At 63.4% G+C, this 17,214-nt stretch carries 14 protein-coding genes; 7 read left to right on the top strand and 7 right to left on the bottom strand.

The genetic code is table 11. The features are described 5' to 3' along the window. Positions 1–2 precede the first annotated feature (2 nt). The gene (locus PYR71_RS02380) at positions 3–560 is read right to left on the bottom strand and encodes a TetR/AcrR family transcriptional regulator (protein WP_275618083.1); all 558 of its coding nucleotides are present in this window, start codon (positions 558–560) and stop codon (positions 3–5) included. Positions 561–691: 131 nt separating this feature from the next. Between PYR71_RS02380 and PYR71_RS02385 the strand changes: the two genes are divergently transcribed. Further along, positions 692–1,894 (top strand): MFS transporter, encoded by a 1,203-nt coding sequence (locus PYR71_RS02385; protein WP_275618084.1) that lies wholly within the window; start codon positions 692–694, stop codon positions 1,892–1,894. A 15-nt stretch (positions 1,895–1,909) separates the two neighbouring features. On the opposite strand, the gene PYR71_RS02390 is transcribed toward PYR71_RS02385, so the two are convergent. Continuing rightward, a complete protein-coding gene (locus tag PYR71_RS02390) occupies positions 1,910–2,353 on the bottom strand; it encodes a YybH family protein (protein ID WP_275618085.1) in 444 nt (147 codons plus the stop codon). Between the two features lie 107 nt (positions 2,354–2,460). Continuing rightward, a complete protein-coding gene (locus PYR71_RS02395) occupies positions 2,461–2,865 on the bottom strand; it encodes a GFA family protein (RefSeq protein ID WP_183914400.1) in 405 nt (134 codons plus the stop codon). Positions 2,866–2,923: 58 nt separating this feature from the next. Here PYR71_RS02395 and PYR71_RS02400 point away from each other — a divergent pair, with 58 nt between their 5' ends. Beyond that, positions 2,924–3,424: a MarR family winged helix-turn-helix transcriptional regulator gene (locus PYR71_RS02400; RefSeq protein WP_416340292.1), complete on the top strand. Its 501-nt coding sequence runs from the start codon at positions 2,924–2,926 to the stop codon at positions 3,422–3,424. Positions 3,425–3,703: 279 nt separating this feature from the next. Here PYR71_RS02400 and PYR71_RS02405 read toward each other — a convergent pair whose 3' ends face one another. The 4 genes from PYR71_RS02405 to PYR71_RS02420 form a co-directional block, all read right to left on the bottom strand. Then, entirely contained in the window at positions 3,704–3,913 is a 210-nt protein-coding gene (locus PYR71_RS02405; RefSeq protein WP_011423929.1) for a cold-shock protein, read from the bottom strand. A gap of 332 nt (positions 3,914–4,245) precedes the next feature. After that, positions 4,246–6,462, bottom strand: a complete 2,217-nt coding sequence (locus PYR71_RS02410) for a 3-hydroxyacyl-CoA dehydrogenase NAD-binding domain-containing protein (RefSeq protein WP_275618087.1) — start codon at positions 6,460–6,462, stop codon at positions 4,246–4,248. Positions 6,463–6,531: 69 nt separating this feature from the next. After that, the gene (locus PYR71_RS02415) at positions 6,532–7,740 is read right to left on the bottom strand and encodes an acetyl-CoA C-acetyltransferase (protein WP_275618088.1); all 1,209 of its coding nucleotides are present in this window, start codon (positions 7,738–7,740) and stop codon (positions 6,532–6,534) included. A 99-nt stretch (positions 7,741–7,839) separates the two neighbouring features. Further along, positions 7,840–9,636, bottom strand: a complete 1,797-nt coding sequence (locus PYR71_RS02420; RefSeq protein WP_275618089.1) for an acyl-CoA dehydrogenase C-terminal domain-containing protein — start codon at positions 9,634–9,636, stop codon at positions 7,840–7,842. 273 nt (positions 9,637–9,909) lie between these two features. Between PYR71_RS02420 and PYR71_RS02425 the strand changes: the two genes are divergently transcribed. The 5 genes from PYR71_RS02425 (at position 9,910) to PYR71_RS02445 (ending at position 17,176) form a co-directional block, all read left to right on the top strand. Then, a complete protein-coding gene (locus tag PYR71_RS02425; protein WP_275618090.1) occupies positions 9,910–10,599 on the top strand; it encodes a DNA-3-methyladenine glycosylase I in 690 nt (229 codons plus the stop codon). Positions 10,600–10,696: 97 nt separating this feature from the next. Next, on the top strand, positions 10,697–11,062 hold the full coding sequence (locus tag PYR71_RS02430; protein ID WP_275618091.1) for a VOC family protein: 366 nt from the start codon (positions 10,697–10,699) through the stop codon (positions 11,060–11,062). A gap of 317 nt (positions 11,063–11,379) precedes the next feature. Further along, the gene (locus PYR71_RS02435; RefSeq protein ID WP_275618092.1) at positions 11,380–15,123 is read left to right on the top strand and encodes a peptidoglycan-binding protein; all 3,744 of its coding nucleotides are present in this window, start codon (positions 11,380–11,382) and stop codon (positions 15,121–15,123) included. A gap of 329 nt (positions 15,124–15,452) precedes the next feature. After that, complete coding sequence (locus PYR71_RS02440; RefSeq protein ID WP_183914377.1) at positions 15,453–16,376, top strand: sulfite exporter TauE/SafE family protein; 924 nt, start codon at positions 15,453–15,455, stop codon at positions 16,374–16,376. Further along, entirely contained in the window at positions 16,376–17,176 is an 801-nt protein-coding gene (locus PYR71_RS02445) for a TIGR02186 family protein (protein WP_183914375.1), read from the top strand. Before PYR71_RS02440 ends, PYR71_RS02445 begins: the two co-directional genes overlap by 1 nt. Positions 17,177–17,214 lie beyond the last annotated feature (38 nt).

Here is a 17,214-nt window from a genome sequence, read left to right on the forward strand (position 1 = left end):
GCTCAGCTCGCAGAATCCATGGCGCGCGCCACCAGCGCCCGCACCCGCGCGGCATCCGGTACGTCGCCGAACAGGATGCGATAGATGATCGGCGCTACCACCTCATCCATGGCGCGGTCAACATCGGGAAAGGCCTCCCCGCGGGCCTTTGCCCTCTCAGCGATGAGGACGATCTGCTGGCGCGTATATTCACAGCATTTGCAGGCATTGGCGCCGGCCTGCGCCGCCAGCACGTCGCGAATCATCTCGCGGCCCGGCCCGGAAGACATTTCCTCGGCATACTGCTCCGCCCAGGCCTGAAGATCGGCTTTGCCGCTGCCGGCATCGATCGGCGGCATATCCGGCCGCAGCCGCTCGACGGCGACATCGGCAAGCAGCTCCTGCAGATCGCCCCAGCGGCGATAGATGGTCGAGGGCGTCACACCCGCCCTGGCGGCGATCGACGGGATGGTCACCTCGGCGCGGTTCATCTCGGCCAGCAGTTCGCGCACCGCTTTGTGCACCGAGGCCTGAACCCGGGCGCTTCTGCCGCCCGGCCGGAGATTTTCTTTCACTGCCATCCCTACACCCGACTCTCGACGCTTATGGTTCAAAATCTTTGACAGACCCATAAACGCAAATAATTTGCCTTTACGGTCCATCGGCCCTACATGAAGCTAACGCAACGGCTTAGCTTTAAGAGGGCTTATATATGGTCGCCGCAGTCAAATCCACAGAGAATGCGCCGCGTCCCTCGGTCGGCTTTCATGCACTGACGCTCGCCACTTTTTTCGGCGCCTCGGCGGCGCCGACGCCGCTCTATCGGATCTATCAGGAGAACTTCGCACTCTCGCCGGTGCTGATCACGGTCGTCTTTGCCGTCTACGCCTTCGCGCTGCTGGCTGCGCTGTTGATTGCCGGTTCAATCTCCGACCATCTCGGCCGCAAGCCGGTGATCTTTTTGGCCCTGGTGCTGGAAATCGCAGCGATGGGCCTCTTCGTCGTCGCCAGCGGCCCGGGCTGGCTGATCGCAGCGCGGATCGTGCAGGGGATTGCGACCGGGATTGCCGGTGCCTCGCTCGGCGCCGCTCTCGTCGATGTCGACCGGGCCAAGGGGCAGATCGTCAATTCGATCGCACCGCTTTGCGGCATGGCGGTCGGCGCGGTCGGCACCAGCGCGCTGATCCAATATGGCCCTTTCCCGATGCATCTCATTTATGCGCTGCTGCTTTTTGCCTTCACGCTGTTGGCAGCCGCCATCTGGCTGACCCGCGAGACCGGCGGCAGGCGGCCGGGCGCCCTCGGCTCGTTGATCCCCAGGGTCGCAATTCCCCCGCAGGTCAAACGGCCGCTCTCACTGGTGACACCGATCAACATCGCTAACTGGACGCTCGCCGGCTTCTATCTTTCGCTGGTGCCGTCGCTGGTCGCCAGCACGACCGGCAGCCGCGCGCCGCTGACGGGCGGGGCTGTTGTGACCGCGCTGATGGTGAGCGGCGCGATCGCCGTCTATCTCAGGCGCAGCAAGACGGCATCAGCCAATCTCGGTTTCGGCGTGTCGGCCAAGACGCTCGGCGTCCTGACTGTTGTCGCCGGCGTGCATCTTGCCAATGTACCGCTGCTGCTGATCGGCACTGTCTTCACCGGCGCCGGTTTCGGCACCAATTTCCTCGGCGCGATCGGCACCATCATGCCGCTCGCCAAAGCGGACGAGCGCGCCGGCCTGCTTGCCGCCTTCTACGTCCAGAGCTATCTCGCCTTCAGCCTGCCGGCGATCCTTGCCGGCTTCCTGGCGAAATCGGCCGGCTATGGCCTGACGACCGATATCTATGCGACCGCGATCCTGCTGTTGATGGGCGTCGGGATCATGGGAGTGCGCGCCGGCCGTCGGAAGACGGCGGAGAACCCTGCCTGACATCCGAGGTTCACGTCACGGCTCGAGGTCGAGCAATGCGCGGCCGCTGCCATCCATGGCGAAGGGCACGGAGGCGTGCTGGTGAGCGACGATCCAATGCCCGTCTTGCTTGACGAGGCCGAGGGTCTGGCGGAACCAGAGGTCGACCTCGGTGCCGTCGGTCTTGGTCCCGGTCATGCGCAGGAGACCGCTCCAGAAGGCGACATCGCCGCCCACCGTCAATTTGGCATCGCGCACTTCACCGCCGATCGGACCTTCCCACGTGTCGAACCACGCCTGCAGGCCCGCCTCATTCTTGCCGGTGGAGACGAGCGGCGGCGCCAGCGAAAATTCGACGGAATCCTCAGCCTCATAAGAAAGCACCTCCGCGGCGTTCTTTTCGCCGAGCGCCTTTGCCCGCATCATCAGCATGGCGATGATCGCCTCTTCCTCGATCCTGACTTTCGCTTCGCCTTTCACGGTCACTCTCCTTTTCCGTTATGGACAGAGGACGAACGGGAGTGCGACGATCCGACAAGCGTGCATTCTGCTAGTGCAATTGCGGACGCAAAACCGTTGGAATTGCTTCAGAGATAACTCGTCACCGCCGGCTCGTTCCACCAGGCGTCGTGCCTGCCGTCGGAATAACGGACGGGCAAGGCCGCCAGTTCCTCAGGGGTGATATCGTCGAGGCAGGCGATGTTGATCGAGACATAGGCCCCTCCGATCGCCTCGACATAGCCGTCGCCAAAGGCGGGCACCCCGCAGGTGCGGCAGAAGCGGTGATGGCCGCTCATCGTGTTGAACTGGTAGTCTGACATCTGCGCCTCGTCGCACATCAGCCGGAAATCCTCCGGCTTGACGTTGGCGCCCCAATAGCGCCGTTTGGAACAGATCGAGCAATTGCAGCGGCCGGTGCCTGCTTCGAGGTCGATATCCACCTCGTAGTGCACTTTGCCGCAATGGCAGCTTCCCCTGTAAGTCTTCTTCATGGTGCGCTCCTCCTTCGGCGTTGCGTCGGTCATCGGCATATGACAATATATTGTCACTATGGATGAAATACAGAATCGACAACATGTTGTCAAACAGAATCGACCGGAGCGAACGATGGAAGGGGATGCCTTTTCCGCTTTCGCGATCACGGCCCTTCGTCTCGCCGGCCATCTGACGGCGGCCGGCGACCGGCTGGCAAAGCCCGCGGGACAGACGAGCGCGCGCTGGCAGGTGCTGGCGGCCGCAAGGCGCGGCGACCTGTCGGTGGCGCAGATCGCCCGCGCGCTCGGCCTCGCCCGCCAGGGCGTGCAGCGGCTTGCCGACGTCCTGGAGAGCGAAGGGCTGATCGCCTATGCCGACAATCCGCAGCACCAGCGTGCGAAGCTGGTGCGGCTGACGACGGAAGGGGCGGCGCGGCTGGGGGTGATCGAGGCGGCGCAGGCCGGATGGGCGGATGGACTCGGCGCGGCGTTTACGTCGGCTGAGCTCGATGCGGCGCGGGCGGTGATGGCGCGGGTGATGGAGATGCTGGAGGGTGGTGAGGCGACTGGCGGCTGATTCCCTGTCTTGCGCGCCTTGTTGTCGGCAATGACGACTTCATTTGATGGCACGAAAGATTCTTTAAAGTCGTGCCGTGAGCGCGCCCCTCTGCCCGGCAGGGCAGAGGGGCGCGGCGGCACAAGTCAAAGACTTTTGTCGCTTTTGCCCGCGAGCACAGCAACAACCGGCCGGAAACGCAAAAAGGCCGGGCTAACCCGACCTTCCCTGCCATCTCAACGAACCGTGCCAGTACATCCGTGGTCACGGTCCGGAGATGATATTCAAAGCCTTAAAGGCTCAAGCCGCCTGGAGGCGGTCTGCCGACATCTTGCCGGACTTGTTGTCGCGGACGAGATCGTAGGACAGCTTCTGGCCGTCCTTGAGATCGCGCATTCCGGCGCGCTCGACGGCGGAGATGTGGACGAAAACGTCGGCTGCGCCGTCATCCGGCTGAATGAAGCCGAAGCCCTTGGTTGCGTTGAACCACTTAACGGTACCTGTGTTCATGACGAAATCCTTTTCGAATCGCTCATAGAAGATTGCAGCCCGAGCAAAGCCCAAGCGGCGATGAAAACCGATTTTGGAGGAAGGTAGCCAGGAACGACGCGAGCGCCGTTTCAAAGTTCATCTAGCAAGATCGATGCGGAGACATGTAATTGCAAATTGTGTCCACGGCAAGGCGTCAATTAAGAAAATGGGTGTCGGGAGAGCAAGGACGGAATCGAACGATTCATTGACGTGCCTGCCGTGGCCGCCCCCTCTGCCCTGCCGGGCAGAGGGGGCGGCCACGGCACAACGGTAAAGATCGTTCCCCTCAAAACCAAGAGCGAGAAACAGCCCTACGCCGCCGCCCCCATCTTCGCATAGGGATCGAACCGCCCGTAGAACGTCTCGCCCTTGGCGGCCATGTCCTTCAACAGCGGCGTCGGCTTGAAGTGGCTGCCGTAAGCCCCGGCTAACTTTTCCGCCAACTCCACAAAAGCCTTCACGCCCATGCCGTCGATATAGCTCAGCGCCCCGCCGGTATAAGGCGCGAAGCCGAAGCCGAGGATCGAGCCGACGTCGGCTTCGCGCGGATCGGTAACGATGCCCTCTTCGACGGTGCGGGCGGCTTCGAGCGCGATGGTGACGAGGAAGCGCTGCTTCAGCGCCGCGACATCGACCTCATCCGCCTTCTTCTGCGGATAGAAGTCCTTGAGCTCCGGCCAGAGTGACTTCTTCGCCGGTTTCGGCGGGTAGTCGTAGAAGCCCTTGGAGTTCTTGCGGCCGAAGCGGCCCTCCTTTTCCACCATGCGCCAGATCAGCTCCATGTGCCTGGGGTCGATCGCCTTCTCGCCGAGATCGGCAACGGTGGCCTTGAGGATCTTCAGCGACAGGTCGATCGCGACTTCGTCATTCAGCGCCAGCGGGCCGACAGGCATGCCGGCCATCTTGGCGGCATTCTCGATCATCGCAGCCGGCACGCCCTCGATCAGCATGTCGTAGCTTTCCGACATGTAGCGCAGCACGCAGCGATTGACGAAGAAGCCGCGGGTGTCGTTGACGACGATCGGCGTCTTCTTGATCGCCGCAACATAATCGAGCGCGACGGCGAGCGCCTTGTCGCCGGTCTCCTTGCCGAGGATGACCTCGGTCAGCATCATCTTTTGGACAGGCGAGAAGAAGTGGATGCCGATAAAATCGGCCGGACGCTTCGAGTTCTTCGCAAGGCCCGTGATCGGCAGAGTCGAGGTATTGGAGGCGAAGATCGCCCCTTCCGGCAACACGGCTTCAACCGCCTCGATGACCGACTTCTTCACTTCGCGATCTTCAAACACCGCCTCGATGACGAGATCGGCGGTGGCGAGACCGGCATAGTCGGCGGCAGGCGTGATGCGGGAGAGAAGCGCCGCGGCCTCGTCCTGCGTAAACCTTCCCTTACCGACGGAATCCTTGACGAGGCCTTCGCAGACGGCCTTACCCTTGGCGGCCGCCTCCATGTCGCGGTCGATCAGCGTCACCGGGAGACCGGCAGCGGCCGTGACATAGGCGATCGAGGCGCCCATGAAGCCGGCGCCGACGACGCCGACATGCTTGAGTTCGGCCTTGGGGATGCCGGCGGGGCGGCGGGCGCCTTTGCCGAGTTCCTGCATCGAAATGAACAGCGAACGGATCATCGAGAAGGCTTCGCGGGTCTGCAGCACCTCGGTGAAATAACGCTGTTCGATCTTCAAGCCGGTGTCGAACGGGACCTGCAGGCCTTCATAGACGCATTTCAGGATGGCGAGAGCAGCGGGGTAATTGCCCGAGGTTTCGCGGCGCACGATTGCCGGTGCGGCCGGCCAGAGCTGGGCCGAGGCCGGCGTCCAGATGCCCCCGCCCGGCAGCTTGAAGCCCTTTTCGTCCCAGGGAGCGACCGGCTTCAGGCCGTCCTTGATCATCTGTTTGGCGGCGGGGATCAGCTGATCCGGCTCGACCACCTGATGCACGAGGTTCATCGCCTTGGCGCGGGAGCCGGTCAGCGACTGGCCCGTCGTCATCATCTGCAGCGCATCCTGAGCATTGGCGAGCCGCGGCACGCGCTGGGTGCCGCCGGCGCCGGGGAAGATGCCGACCTTGACCTCGGGCAGCGCGATCTTGACGCTCTTGGCATTGGAGGCGACGCGGCCGTGGCAGGCGAGCGACAGTTCGAAAGCGCCGCCCATGCAGGTCCCGTTGATGGCCGATACCCAGGGTTTGCCCGAGGTTTCGAGCTTGCGGAACAGGCCGGACATACGGCCGACAAGACCGAAAAGCGTCTGAACGGCCGTTTCCGGGCTTTTTGCCTTCTCCTCCTGATAGGAGCTGAACATCGACTTGATCATCGAAAGATCGGCGCCCCCGGAGAAGGAGGATTTGCCGGAGGTAAAGACGACGCCCTTGACGGCAGTGTCGGCAGTCGTGGCGTCGATGATGGCGTTCAGCTCTTCCATCACCTCGGCGGTGAAAACGTTCATCGATTTGCCGGGCATGTCCCAGGTGACGAGAGCGATGCCATCGGCGTCGGTTTCGACGGTGAAGTTCGTGTAATTGCTCATCTTGGGAATTCCTCTCCCTGAATTCTCTTGCGGTGAAGCTCTCCCCCCTGGGGGAGGGATCATATCCGATCAAACGCGTTCGATAACCGTGGCCGTGCCCATGCCAGCGCCGATGCAGAGCGTCACCAGCGCGGTATTGAGGTCGCGGCGTTCGAGTTCGTCGAGCACCGTGCCGAGGATCATCGCGCCGGTGGCGCCGAGCGGGTGGCCCATGGCGATAGCGCCGCCGTTGACGTTGATCTTGGCGTGATCGATGTCGAAGGCCTGCATGTAGCGCAACACCACGGCGGCGAAGGCCTCGTTCAGCTCGAAGAGGTCGATATCGGCAAGGCTCATACCTGTGCGCTTCAACAGCTTCTCGGTGACATCGACCGGGCCGGTCAGCATCAGAGCCGGATCGGATCCGATATTGGCGAAGGCCTTGATGCGGGCGCGCGGCTTCAGTCCCATGTTCTCGCCACCCGCCTTCGAGCCGAGCAGCACGACGCCCGCGCCATCAACAATGCCGGAAGAATTGCCGGCGTGATGGACATAGTTGATGCGCTCGATCTCAGGATGCGCCTGGATGCCGACGGCCTCGAAGCCGCCCATCTCGCCGGGCATCTGGAAGGACGGATTGAGGGAAGCGAGCGCCTGCATATCGGTGCCGGGGCGCATGTGCTCATCCTTGTCAAGGATCGTCAGGCCGTTCTGATCCTTGACCGGGACGACCGACTTGTCGAACCAACCCTGCTGCCAGGCATGTCCAGCGCGCCTCTGGCTCTCGACGGCGTAGGCGTCGACATCGGTCCTGCTGAAACCGTATTTGGTGGCGATGAGATCGGCCGAGACACCCTGCGGCATGAAATAGGCCGGAAAGTTCACCGACGGGTCCATGAACCAGGCGCCGCCCGACATGCCGAGGCCGACGCGCGACATGCTTTCGACACCGCCCGCGATGACGATATCGTCGGCTCCCTGGGCGATCTTGCCGGCGCCGAAATTGACGGCATCGAGGCCCGAGGCGCAGAAGCGGGAGATCTGCATGCCGGGCGCCCTGGTGGAATATCCGGCTTCGAAGGCGGCGGCCTTGGGGATGACGGCGCCGGCATCCATGACCGGATCGACGCAGCCCATGATGATGTCGTCGACGGTCGTGGTGTCGAGCCCGTTGCGGTCGCGAATCGCTTCCAGCGTCTTGGCCGCAAGGCGGACGGAGGGCACCTCATGCAGGGCGCCGTCCTTCTTGCCGCGGCCGCGCGGCGTGCGGACGTGATCGTAAATGAAAACCTCGGTCATTGTCTCGTCTCCCTGGCGGCAATCTATCTGCCTCGAATTTTGGAAGGAGGAGAAAATGCCCCTCCCCAGCCCTCCCCACAAGGGAGAGGGAGAAATGGCTCAAAATGCTTCCGCGGCCAGTTCCATCATCGTATCGGCGCCGGCTTCAATGCGGGCCTTGCGCAGCGCGGTTTCCGGCATGATGCGCTCCATGAAGAATTTCGCCGTGATGAGCTTATTCCTGAGGAAATCCGCACGGGCTCCGTCGCCGGATGCAAGGCCGTCCTCCGCGGCTTTCGCCATCTTCGCCCACATATAGCCGAGGACGACGAGGCCGAAGAGATGCATATAGTCCGTCGAGCCGGCGCCGGCATTGTCGGGCTTGGCCATGGCGTTCTGCATGAACCACATGGTCGCGCCCTGGACGTCGTTCAAGCCCTTCTTCAGATGCTTGGTGAAGAAGGAGAGTTTTTCGTTGCCGCGGTTTTCCTCGCAGAAATCGCCGATCTCCTTGAAGAGGGCCATGGCGGCGCGGCCGCCGTTGAGCGCGAGCTTGCGGCCAACAAGGTCGAGCGCCTGAATGCCGTTGGCGCCTTCATAAATCATGGCGATGCGGGCATCGCGGACATACTGGCTCATACCGTGTTCTTCGATATAGCCGTGGCCGCCGAAGACCTGCTGGGCCATGACGGCATGGTCGAAGCCCTTGTCGGTCATCACGCCCTTGAGGATCGGGGTGACGAGGCCGAGAATGTCGTCGGCCGTCTGGCGTTCCTTGTCGTCGGTGGCGCGGTGTGCAATATCGGATTTCAGCGCCGTCCACAGCAGGAAGGCGCGGCCGGCCTCGTTGAAGGCGCGTATAGTCATCAGCGTCCGGCGGATATCGGGATGGACGATGATCGGATCGGCCTTCTTATCCGGCGCCTTGACGCCGGACAGCGAGCGGCCCTGGATGCGGTCGCGGGCATAGGCGGCAGCGTTCTGATAGGCGATCTCGGAAATCGCGATGCCCTGCAGACCGACCATCAGGCGGGCCTCGTTCATCATCACGAACATGGCGTTTAGGCCGCGATTTTCGGCGCCGATCAGGAAGCCAATCGCCCCGTCGTAATTCATGACGCAGGTGGCATTGCCGTGAATGCCCATCTTGTGCTCGATCGCGCCGCAGGTGACGGCGTTGCGGGCGCCAAGCGTACCGCCCTCGCCGATCAGGAATTTCGGAACGATGAAGAGCGAGATGCCCTTGGTGCCCTCCGGCGCGCCCTCGATGCGGGCCAGCACCAGGTGGACGATATTGTCGGTCAAATCGTGCTCGCCGGCAGAGATGAAGATCTTCTGGCCGGATATTTTATAGCTGCCGTCCGCCTGCGGCACTGCACGAGTGCGCAGCATGCCGAGATCGGTGCCGCAATGCGGCTCGGTCAGGTTCATCGTGCCGGACCATGAGCCGTCAACCATCTTCGGCAGATAGGTATCCTTCTGCTCCTGCGTGCCATGGACGAGGATCGCGGCGATCGCGCCTTGCGTCAGGCCCGGATACATCATCAGCGACATGTTGGCGGCAGAAGTATATTCGCCGACGGCGCAATGCAGCGTATAGGGTAGCCCCTGCCCGCCGAATTCCCCCGGCACCGCGAGACCGATCCAGCCACCTTCGCGATACGCCTTGTAGGCCTCCCTGAAGCCCTTGGGGGTCGTGACGCTGGCATCGTCGTGGCGTTGGCAGCCTTCCTGATCGCCGGAATAATTCACCGGGAAGAGCGCCTCCTCGGCAACTTTTCCGGCCTCGCCGAGAATCGCCTCGATCATGTCAGGCGTCGCATCGGCAAAACCCGGCAGATTGTTGTAGCGTTCGAGGCCCAGCACGTCGTTCAGGACGAAGAGCGTATCGTTCACCGGAGCCTTGTAGACTGGCATTTCGCGAATTCCTCCATTCGACTGACCGGGTCGCACCGGCCTCGGGCACTGTCTTACAAAATATTGACGTTTGCGTAAACGTCAAATTCTGCAGCTTCGCCATCTTTCTCGAAAAAATTCGCCGACGGCAAATCTGCGGACGATCAATTCCCCAAAGGCACGAGACGTCATCTCCCCTTCCTTGTCCATCGTGGAACGGGGTATAAGTGCCAGCGTCTTTCGATCCGTAAAATTTGGGCCGCAGTTCGGGAATGCCAAAGGAGGGGCGCCAGGATGATCAGTTTCGAGGCGATAAGGCAGCGTGCGGAACAGCGGAAAGGCGGCGCGGCCGCCCTGCAGGCCTTGCTGGAAAAGCATCGGCCGGATCACGAGAGGCTGCGCGCCATACCCGACGACCGCATTCTTGCCGACATGACCCGGCGCATCTTCTACAGCGGCTTCGTCCAGAAGGTGATCGATGCGAAGTGGCCGGCTTTCGAAGCGGCGTTCTCCGGTTTCGATCCGGCAATGCTGAATATCGCGCCCGACGATTATTGGCATGAGCTGACCTCGGACGAGCGGATCATCCGCAACGGCGCGAAGATCATGTCGGTTCGCGCCAATGCCGCTTTCGTCAGGGAGTTGGCGAGGGAATATGGCAGCGCCGGCGTCTTCTTCGCCGACTGGCCGCGGGAAGACCAGATCGGCCTCCTCGACCTGTTGAGCAAACGCGGCAGCCGGCTCGGCGGCATGACCGGACAATATTTCCTGCGGGGCATCGGCCGCGACAGCTTCGTTGCCACGATGGATGTGCTTGCCTGCCTCAGATCGGCCGGCGTGCCGCTGTCTGCCTCCGGCACGGCGAAGAAGGACCAGCCGCTGATCCAGAAGGCCTTCAACGACTGGGCCGAGGAGACCGGCCTTTCCTTCACCCATCTGTCGCGCATCAGCGCCTATTCGATCGATGCGGGAGGGCCGCACTGAGATGGGGGTGGGAGGGTAGCGCCTGCGGCGAAACAACTTTCCCGGCTGCGGTGAACAGGATAGGCTTCGTATCGTCGGAGCTGGCAGGGAGGAACTGATGCCGCGCCTGGACCATGTCACGATCGATACCCGCGATGCGCCTGCCATGATCGGTTTCCTGCAAGCCATTCTCGGCGTCAGGGAAGGCTATCGACCGCCCTTCCCCTCGCCCGGCCATTGGCTCTATCTGGACGACCGCCCGGTCATTCATCTCAGCCTGACATCGCGCAGCACCGACTTTCCACCGGGCATCTTCAATCATGTCGCCTTCAGTCTTTACGAATTCGCCCCGGCGCTGGAGCGCATCAAGGCGAGCGGCTATCGCTATGAATATTACGATATTCCCGACACCGACCTCGGCCAGGTCTTCGTTTACGGTCCCGAGGGCGTGAAGATCGAACTGCAATATCCGCGGCCGGCCTGACGCGCCGTCGGGCGGGATGAGCGGCAATTACCGCTAAAATGGTGTTTGAGACACAAACGTTAAAAAATTCTCATCGATATTAACCGCTTGTTTACCACGTTTCGTGAAAGGTGCGGGTTGAGCAGTAGCGACCCGCATTCCTTTTCCCCGTCTCGCGTTTCTCAAGAATGCCGCTACATCGTTCAGCCTGAGGAAAGTCTAATTGACGATCTTCTTATGGATGGTGCGCTCCGGTCCGCGTGAAGACGCTGGCCACAGACGGAAAAGCCACGGATCGAGCTCTGACGAGAGGTCGAGCAGTCGAAGCGAGCAAGAAGATGAACGGATCGCGATCAAATCCTTCCCGGCAGTCCGACAGGACCTCGCTCGATGCGCTGAACCGCACGATTGAAGGGCTGGAGGCGCGCATCGAAGGGCTAATGGGCAGCGGGCGCGAACAGCGGCCGCGCACGGCAACGGCCGAGCGCGACGTTTACGCCGGCGCCAATTCGGCGCGCCCGGCAAGAGCGCCGATCGAGCCGCGGCCGGATCAGCTGGCTGAAATCCGCCAGCGCCAGCGCGCGCTGGAAGCCGGCCGCGAGCGGCCTTATGGGCGCGAGCCGGCCCCGCAGCAGCGCGAACCCGCGCCGCGCGCCGCTCAGCCGGCACCCGCCTTCCGCGCCGGCGACGATACGATGACGGAGATCGCCCAGGCGCTTGTCAACCTGCGCCAGGACCTGAAGCGCGACATTTCCGAAGGCGTTACCCGCGAAATGAACGCGCTGCGCACGGAACTGCGCGAGATCAAAACAAGTGCCGGAGACGGCCGCTTCGCCGACGACATCCGCGCCGACATGAACCGCCTCGCTCAGAGCATCACCCAGCTCACCGGACGCACGGGCGGCGCGGAAGCGGCCGGCCTGCGTGAAGATTTCGAGGATCTGCGATCGCTGATGGACGGGCTGGCGCGCGAGGAATCGCTGCGTCACATGGAAACCCGCTGGGACGGCTTCGAAAACCGGCTTGCCGCACTCGATACCGAGGGGCTGCAGGAAGAGCTCGTTTCGCTGGCCTACCGGCTCGACGACATCAAGCGCCATATCGGCGGCATGGGCCAAAGCCCGGCGGTTCGCGCGCTGGAAGACAAGCTCATCGCCATCGCCACGGCGATGGAGCAGTTCGGCAATATGATCCAGCCGCATGACCGGATCATGGCCGAACAGTTCGCCGCCATGGACATGCGGCTCGACGAGATCAGCCGGGCGATCGCGGCCAGCGGACGTGCGGCCGCGAACAGCGATCCGACGCTGATGCAGCGGCTGGAAAGCCGGCTTTCGGCGCTCGCCGACCAGATCGACGTGATGAGCCATGATGCCGCCAGCCGGACGACGCCGGCCGATGAGCTGGCGATGCGGCTGGAGGCGCTGACGGAACGTGTCGAGGAGCTGACCAAGGCGGAAGCGACGTCGCGGCTCGACGAGCGGCTGGAACATCTTTCCTATCTGTTGGAGCGCACGCAGGCGACGGCCGCGCAGCCCGACCTCACCGGACCGCTGTCCGACATCTCCCGCAAGATCGACGCGCTCGAGAGCGGCGCCGTCAACGACGTGCTGGCGCAGCGGCTCGATTATCTCGCCCGGCGCATCGACGAGATGGCCTATCCGCAGCCGGCGGCCGCGGCGATCGACGACGGCGCCTTCCGGCGTCTCGAAGGACGGCTGAGCGACATCGCCGCCCGGCTGGAAGAGAGCACCGCAGCACCGCCGACCGATCCGCGGGCGCTGAAGAACCTCGAGGACCAGATCGCCAATCTTTCGGCGCTGATGAGCGAGCCGCGCGAAAGCGCTCCGATCCCCGCCGAGCTCGACCGCCGCATGGGCGCGATCGAAGATTATATGGCGACCAGTGACGAATATATCATCGAAGCGGCGCGTCAGGCGGCGGAAGCCGTCGTCGAGGCCTATTCGCGCAATGGCGCCCTGCAGGGCGGCGTGGCGGCCGCCGACATGTCGGCGCTGACGGCGCTGGCCGAGGATCTGCGCCATCTCGAGGATATCAGCCGTGACAGCGAGGAGCGCACGCACAAGACTTTCAAGGCGCTGCATGAGACGCTGGTGCATATCGCCGACCGTCTCGACGGCATGGAAGAGCGCGGACGGCCGGTCGCCCCGATGCCGGTCGCCGACGTCGATTTCGATGTCGACCCTTACGCGCTGATGGTGGCCGAGGCCGCCCGGACGCCGGAAGCTGCCAAGACAGCGATGACCTCTCCGGTCATCCGCCCGGCTGAGGTCGCAGCCGAACCTGCCACCCCTGTGCAGACCGCGGTTATGAACGGGGCAAGCGCGATCGCTATCGAAGCGGCGACCAGAACGCCGGAGGCCGCGACGCCGGCGCCGGCAAAATCCAGTCTGCTCGCCAGCCTCGGCAAGCGGTTGCGGCCCGGCAAGAAAGCCGAGACGAAGGCCGCCGAACGCGCGGTGATCGACCCCGCGCCGTCGATCGATCCTGCCGACGTGGTGCCGACGGATGCGGCGAACGAACTGCTCGAGCCGGGCTCGGGCGCGCCCGACGTCAAGAAAATCCTTGAACGGGTGCGCGCCAGCCAGAGTGCCGCACGCGGCAAACCTCCCGTCGAGACGGATCGCGCCGACTATATTGCCGCTGCGCGCCGGGCGGCGCAGGCAGCCGCGATGGAAGTGGACGCCAATCCGAAGCAGGCTGGCAAGGCCGAGAGGAAGGGCGCGACTGCCAAGGACCAGACGGGCAAAACCGGCAAGGTCAGCGCCTTTTCGCGCTACCGCCGGCCGATCCTGCTGGCGATCGGCGCCGTGCTGCTCGCCATCATGGCCTTTCCGCTGGCCCGGACGCTGACGAGCGGGGAATCCGCGCAGCAGCCGCCGGCGGAGGTCTCGGCGCTGACGGGAGCAACGGAAAACCCACACCCGGCCCTGCCCGAAGCAACCTCCGCCCAGCCCATCACCGGCGCTGCGGCGGTGAACGCTCCCGCAACGACGGGCGCGCCCCCGGCTGCCGAACAGGCGCAGCCGGAAACAACCGCACCCGCCGCCGGCGATCATCTGACCGAGGCTGCCCCGCTTGACGGAGAAGGAGCTGCAACTTTTGCGCCCGCCGCTTCGTCCGGCCCAACGCAGGAAACATCGGGCTTCGTGCCGAATACGCCGGCTGCAGCGCCGCAGGCCACCATCACCATTCCCGACACGGTGCAGCCGAAGTCGCTTGCCGATGCGGCGCAGGGCGGCGATGCGCTGGCGCTATTCGAGATCGGCGCGCGCTATTCGGACGGCCGCAACGGCTTGGCCGTCGATCAGAAGCAGGCCGCAGGCTGGTACCAGATTTCCGCCGACAAGGGTTTTGCGCCGGCGCAGTACCGGCTCGGCAGCATGTATGAGAAGGGCAACGGCGTCGAACGCGACATCGCCAAGGCAAAGACCTTCTACGAACAGGCGGCAAACCAGGGTAATGCCAGCGCCATGCATAATCTCGCCGTGCTCTACGCCTCCGGTGCCCTCGGCCAGCAGGATTATGCGACCGCGGCCTCCTGGTTCACCAAGGCCGCCAATCTCGGCATCACCGACAGCCAGTTCAACCTGGCGATCCTCTGCGCGAGGGGCAACGGCGTTCCGGCGGACATCGAGGAATCCTACAAGTGGTTTGCGATCGCCGCCAAGGCCGGCGACAAGGATGCGGCGCAGAAGCGCGACGAAGTGGCCAACGCGATGAAGCCCGATCAGCTCGAGCGTGCCCGCGCCAAGGCCGATCTCTGGAAGCCCGAACCGCTCGACCACCGAGCCAATGGCATCGACATCCCTGACGAATGGGCGGGCACCGGCGCGAAGACGGCCTCCGTCGACATGAAGAAGGCGATCCGCAACATCCAGGCCATCCTCAACAATAACGGCTTCGATGCCGGCGTGCCGGACGGCGAAATGGGCGCAAAGACCGTGACCGCGATCAAGAACTTCCAGAAGTCGATCGGCCAGGAGCCGGACGGCAAGGTGACCGACGCGACGGTCAAGGCGCTGCTCGAGCGCAACAAGCAGGTCGCCAAGGCGATCTAGAACCGTTCCCGCCGGCTACGGACATGCCGATGTCTTGTTTGCGCCAAGCCGGGCGCAAACCGCACGACTGTTTTGCTGGAATCGCGCTACAGAAGACCTGCGGCACCAAGACATTCGCCATTTTTTCCGCCGCCTGTCACGCAATCTGAAAAAAGCCGGATTATGCGGGACAGATCGCCTGGCGCATCCGTCGAATCGTCCGCTCTCGATCTCCATCGCTTCCGGGGCTGATCGAAAGCCTCTGGCAACGATTTCGCGGTAAGGTGCGCATTGGAACGGGGACGTGACGGAAACCGCCCGGCAGGGGCGGTCATCATTCGGGGTCGGTTGTGACAATCTATCTGCCCATCGCAGAATTGTCGGTGAACATTTTCATCATTCTCGGCATGGGGGCAGCCGTCGGATTCCTGTCAGGAATGTTCGGCGTGGGCGGCGGTTTTCTCATCACGCCGCTGCTGATTTTCTACAATATCCCCCCGGTCGTCGCGGTCGCGACCGGCGCCAACCAGGTTGTCGCCTCGTCGATTTCGGGCGCGATCACGCATTTCCGGCGCGGCACACTCGACGTCAAGCTCGGCACGGTGCTGCTGGTCGGCGGCCTCTCGGGCGCCACCGTCGGTATCTGGATCTTCTCGCTGCTGCGCGCCCTCGGGCAGCTCGATCTATTCATCTCGCTGCTTTACGTGATCTTCCTCGGCACGGTCGGCGGGCTGATGCTGCTCGAAAGCATCAACGCCATGCGGCGCGCCGCCCGCAATGAGCTGCCGGCGCCGCGCAAGCCCGGCCATCAGCACTGGGTGCACAAGCTGCCGCTCAAGGTGCGCTTCAAGAAATCGAAGATCTTTCTGAGCGTCATTCCGATCGTCGCACTCGGCTTTGCGATCGGCATCCTTACCTCGGTCATGGGTGTCGGCGGCGGCTTCATCATGGTGCCCGCGATGATCTACCTCCTGCGCATCCCGACCAATGTCGTCGTCGGAACCTCGCTCTATCAGATCATCTTCGTGACCGCCTATACGACGATCGTGCAGGCGGCGACGAACTTCTCCGTCGACATCGTGCTGGCCTTCATCCTGATGGTGGCGGGGGTCATCGGCGCCCAATACGGCGTTCGCGTCGGTCAGAAGCTGCGCGGCGAACAGCTGCGCGCCCTGCTCGGCCTGCTGGTGCTGGCCGTCGGCCTGCGTCTTGCGATCGCATTGGTGGTGACCCCGACCGATATCTATTCGGTGGTGATGGGGACTGGCAACTGATGCGCCTTTCTGCCGCCGTCCTCGCGTTTCTTTGCCTGCTGCCGGCCGCCGCCGGCGCACAATGGCTGCCTGGACAATCGACGGAAGCGGTGCGCGAAGGGCTTGAGATCGGCACCTCGACCAGCGAAATCGCCATTACCTCGGACTTCCACGGCGCCGATCTGACGATCTTCGGGGCGCTGTCGAACACCGATCAGCTGCTGCTCGCCATCGGCCAATATGACGTGGTCGTCGTACTGGAAGGCCCGCGTCAGGATGCGACGGTGCGCAAGAAGGAACGGGTCTTCGGCATCTGGGTGAATACGCGCTCGATGACCTTCGAGGCGGTGCCGCATTCCTATTCGATGTCGAGCTCGCGGATGATCGACGATCTGACGACGCCGCTCGAACTGACCGATCAGGGAATCGGCATCGATCACATTCCGCTGACGCCGGTCGGCTTCGTCGGCGACGGCAGCAATCTCGGCGAATTCCGCCAGGCTTTCCTGCGGCTGCAGCAGGGAGGCGCGCTTTACGACCGCAACACGAGCGGCGTGCGGTTCGTCGCATCGAACCTGTTCAAGGCCAGCCTGCGCCTGCCGGCAAATATTCCGAACGGGGTGCATACGGTGCGCGCCTATCTCTTCAAGAGCGGCAATCTCGTCACCGAGAAATCGCTGCCGCTGCGCGTCATCAAGACCGGCATCGAGCAGACGATCACCGATGCGGCGCATGACCAGCCGATCCTCTACGGCTGTGCAGCGGTGCTGCTCGCCGTCGTCACCGGCTGGGGAGCCAGCCTGATCTTCCGCAGGGACTGAGCTTCCGCAAGGCACCGTACTCCAGCGATTGTCTTGTT

It is taken from the genome of Rhizobium mulingense, assembly GCF_029194105.1.
GTDB classification, from domain to species: Bacteria; Pseudomonadota; Alphaproteobacteria; order Rhizobiales; family Rhizobiaceae; genus Rhizobium; species Rhizobium mulingense.

Excerpts from the sequence above, each read along its gene's own strand:
- PYR71_RS02410 (WP_275618087.1), bottom strand. The coding sequence starts at position 6,462 with ATGAGCAATTACACGAACTTCACCGTCGAAACCGACGCCGATGGCATC.
- PYR71_RS02420 (WP_275618089.1), bottom strand. The coding sequence starts at position 9,636 with ATGCCAGTCTACAAGGCTCCGGTGAACGATACGCTCTTCGTCCTGAAC.
- PYR71_RS02395 (WP_183914400.1), bottom strand. The coding sequence starts at position 2,865 with ATGAAGAAGACTTACAGGGGAAGCTGCCATTGCGGCAAAGTGCACTAC.
- PYR71_RS02425 (WP_275618090.1), top strand. The coding sequence starts at position 9,910 with ATGATCAGTTTCGAGGCGATAAGGCAGCGTGCGGAACAGCGGAAAGGC.
- PYR71_RS02400 (WP_416340292.1), top strand. The coding sequence starts at position 2,924 with ATGGATGAAATACAGAATCGACAACATGTTGTCAAACAGAATCGACCG.
- PYR71_RS02415 (WP_275618088.1), bottom strand. The coding sequence starts at position 7,740 with ATGACCGAGGTTTTCATTTACGATCACGTCCGCACGCCGCGCGGCCGC.
- PYR71_RS02435 (WP_275618092.1), top strand. The coding sequence starts at position 11,380 with ATGAACGGATCGCGATCAAATCCTTCCCGGCAGTCCGACAGGACCTCG.
- PYR71_RS02385 (WP_275618084.1), top strand. The coding sequence starts at position 692 with ATGGTCGCCGCAGTCAAATCCACAGAGAATGCGCCGCGTCCCTCGGTC.
- PYR71_RS02405 (WP_011423929.1), bottom strand. The coding sequence starts at position 3,913 with ATGAACACAGGTACCGTTAAGTGGTTCAACGCAACCAAGGGCTTCGGC.
- PYR71_RS02430 (WP_275618091.1), top strand. The coding sequence starts at position 10,697 with ATGCCGCGCCTGGACCATGTCACGATCGATACCCGCGATGCGCCTGCC.
- PYR71_RS02380 (WP_275618083.1), bottom strand. The coding sequence starts at position 560 with ATGGCAGTGAAAGAAAATCTCCGGCCGGGCGGCAGAAGCGCCCGGGTT.
- PYR71_RS02445 (WP_183914375.1), top strand. The coding sequence starts at position 16,376 with ATGCGCCTTTCTGCCGCCGTCCTCGCGTTTCTTTGCCTGCTGCCGGCC.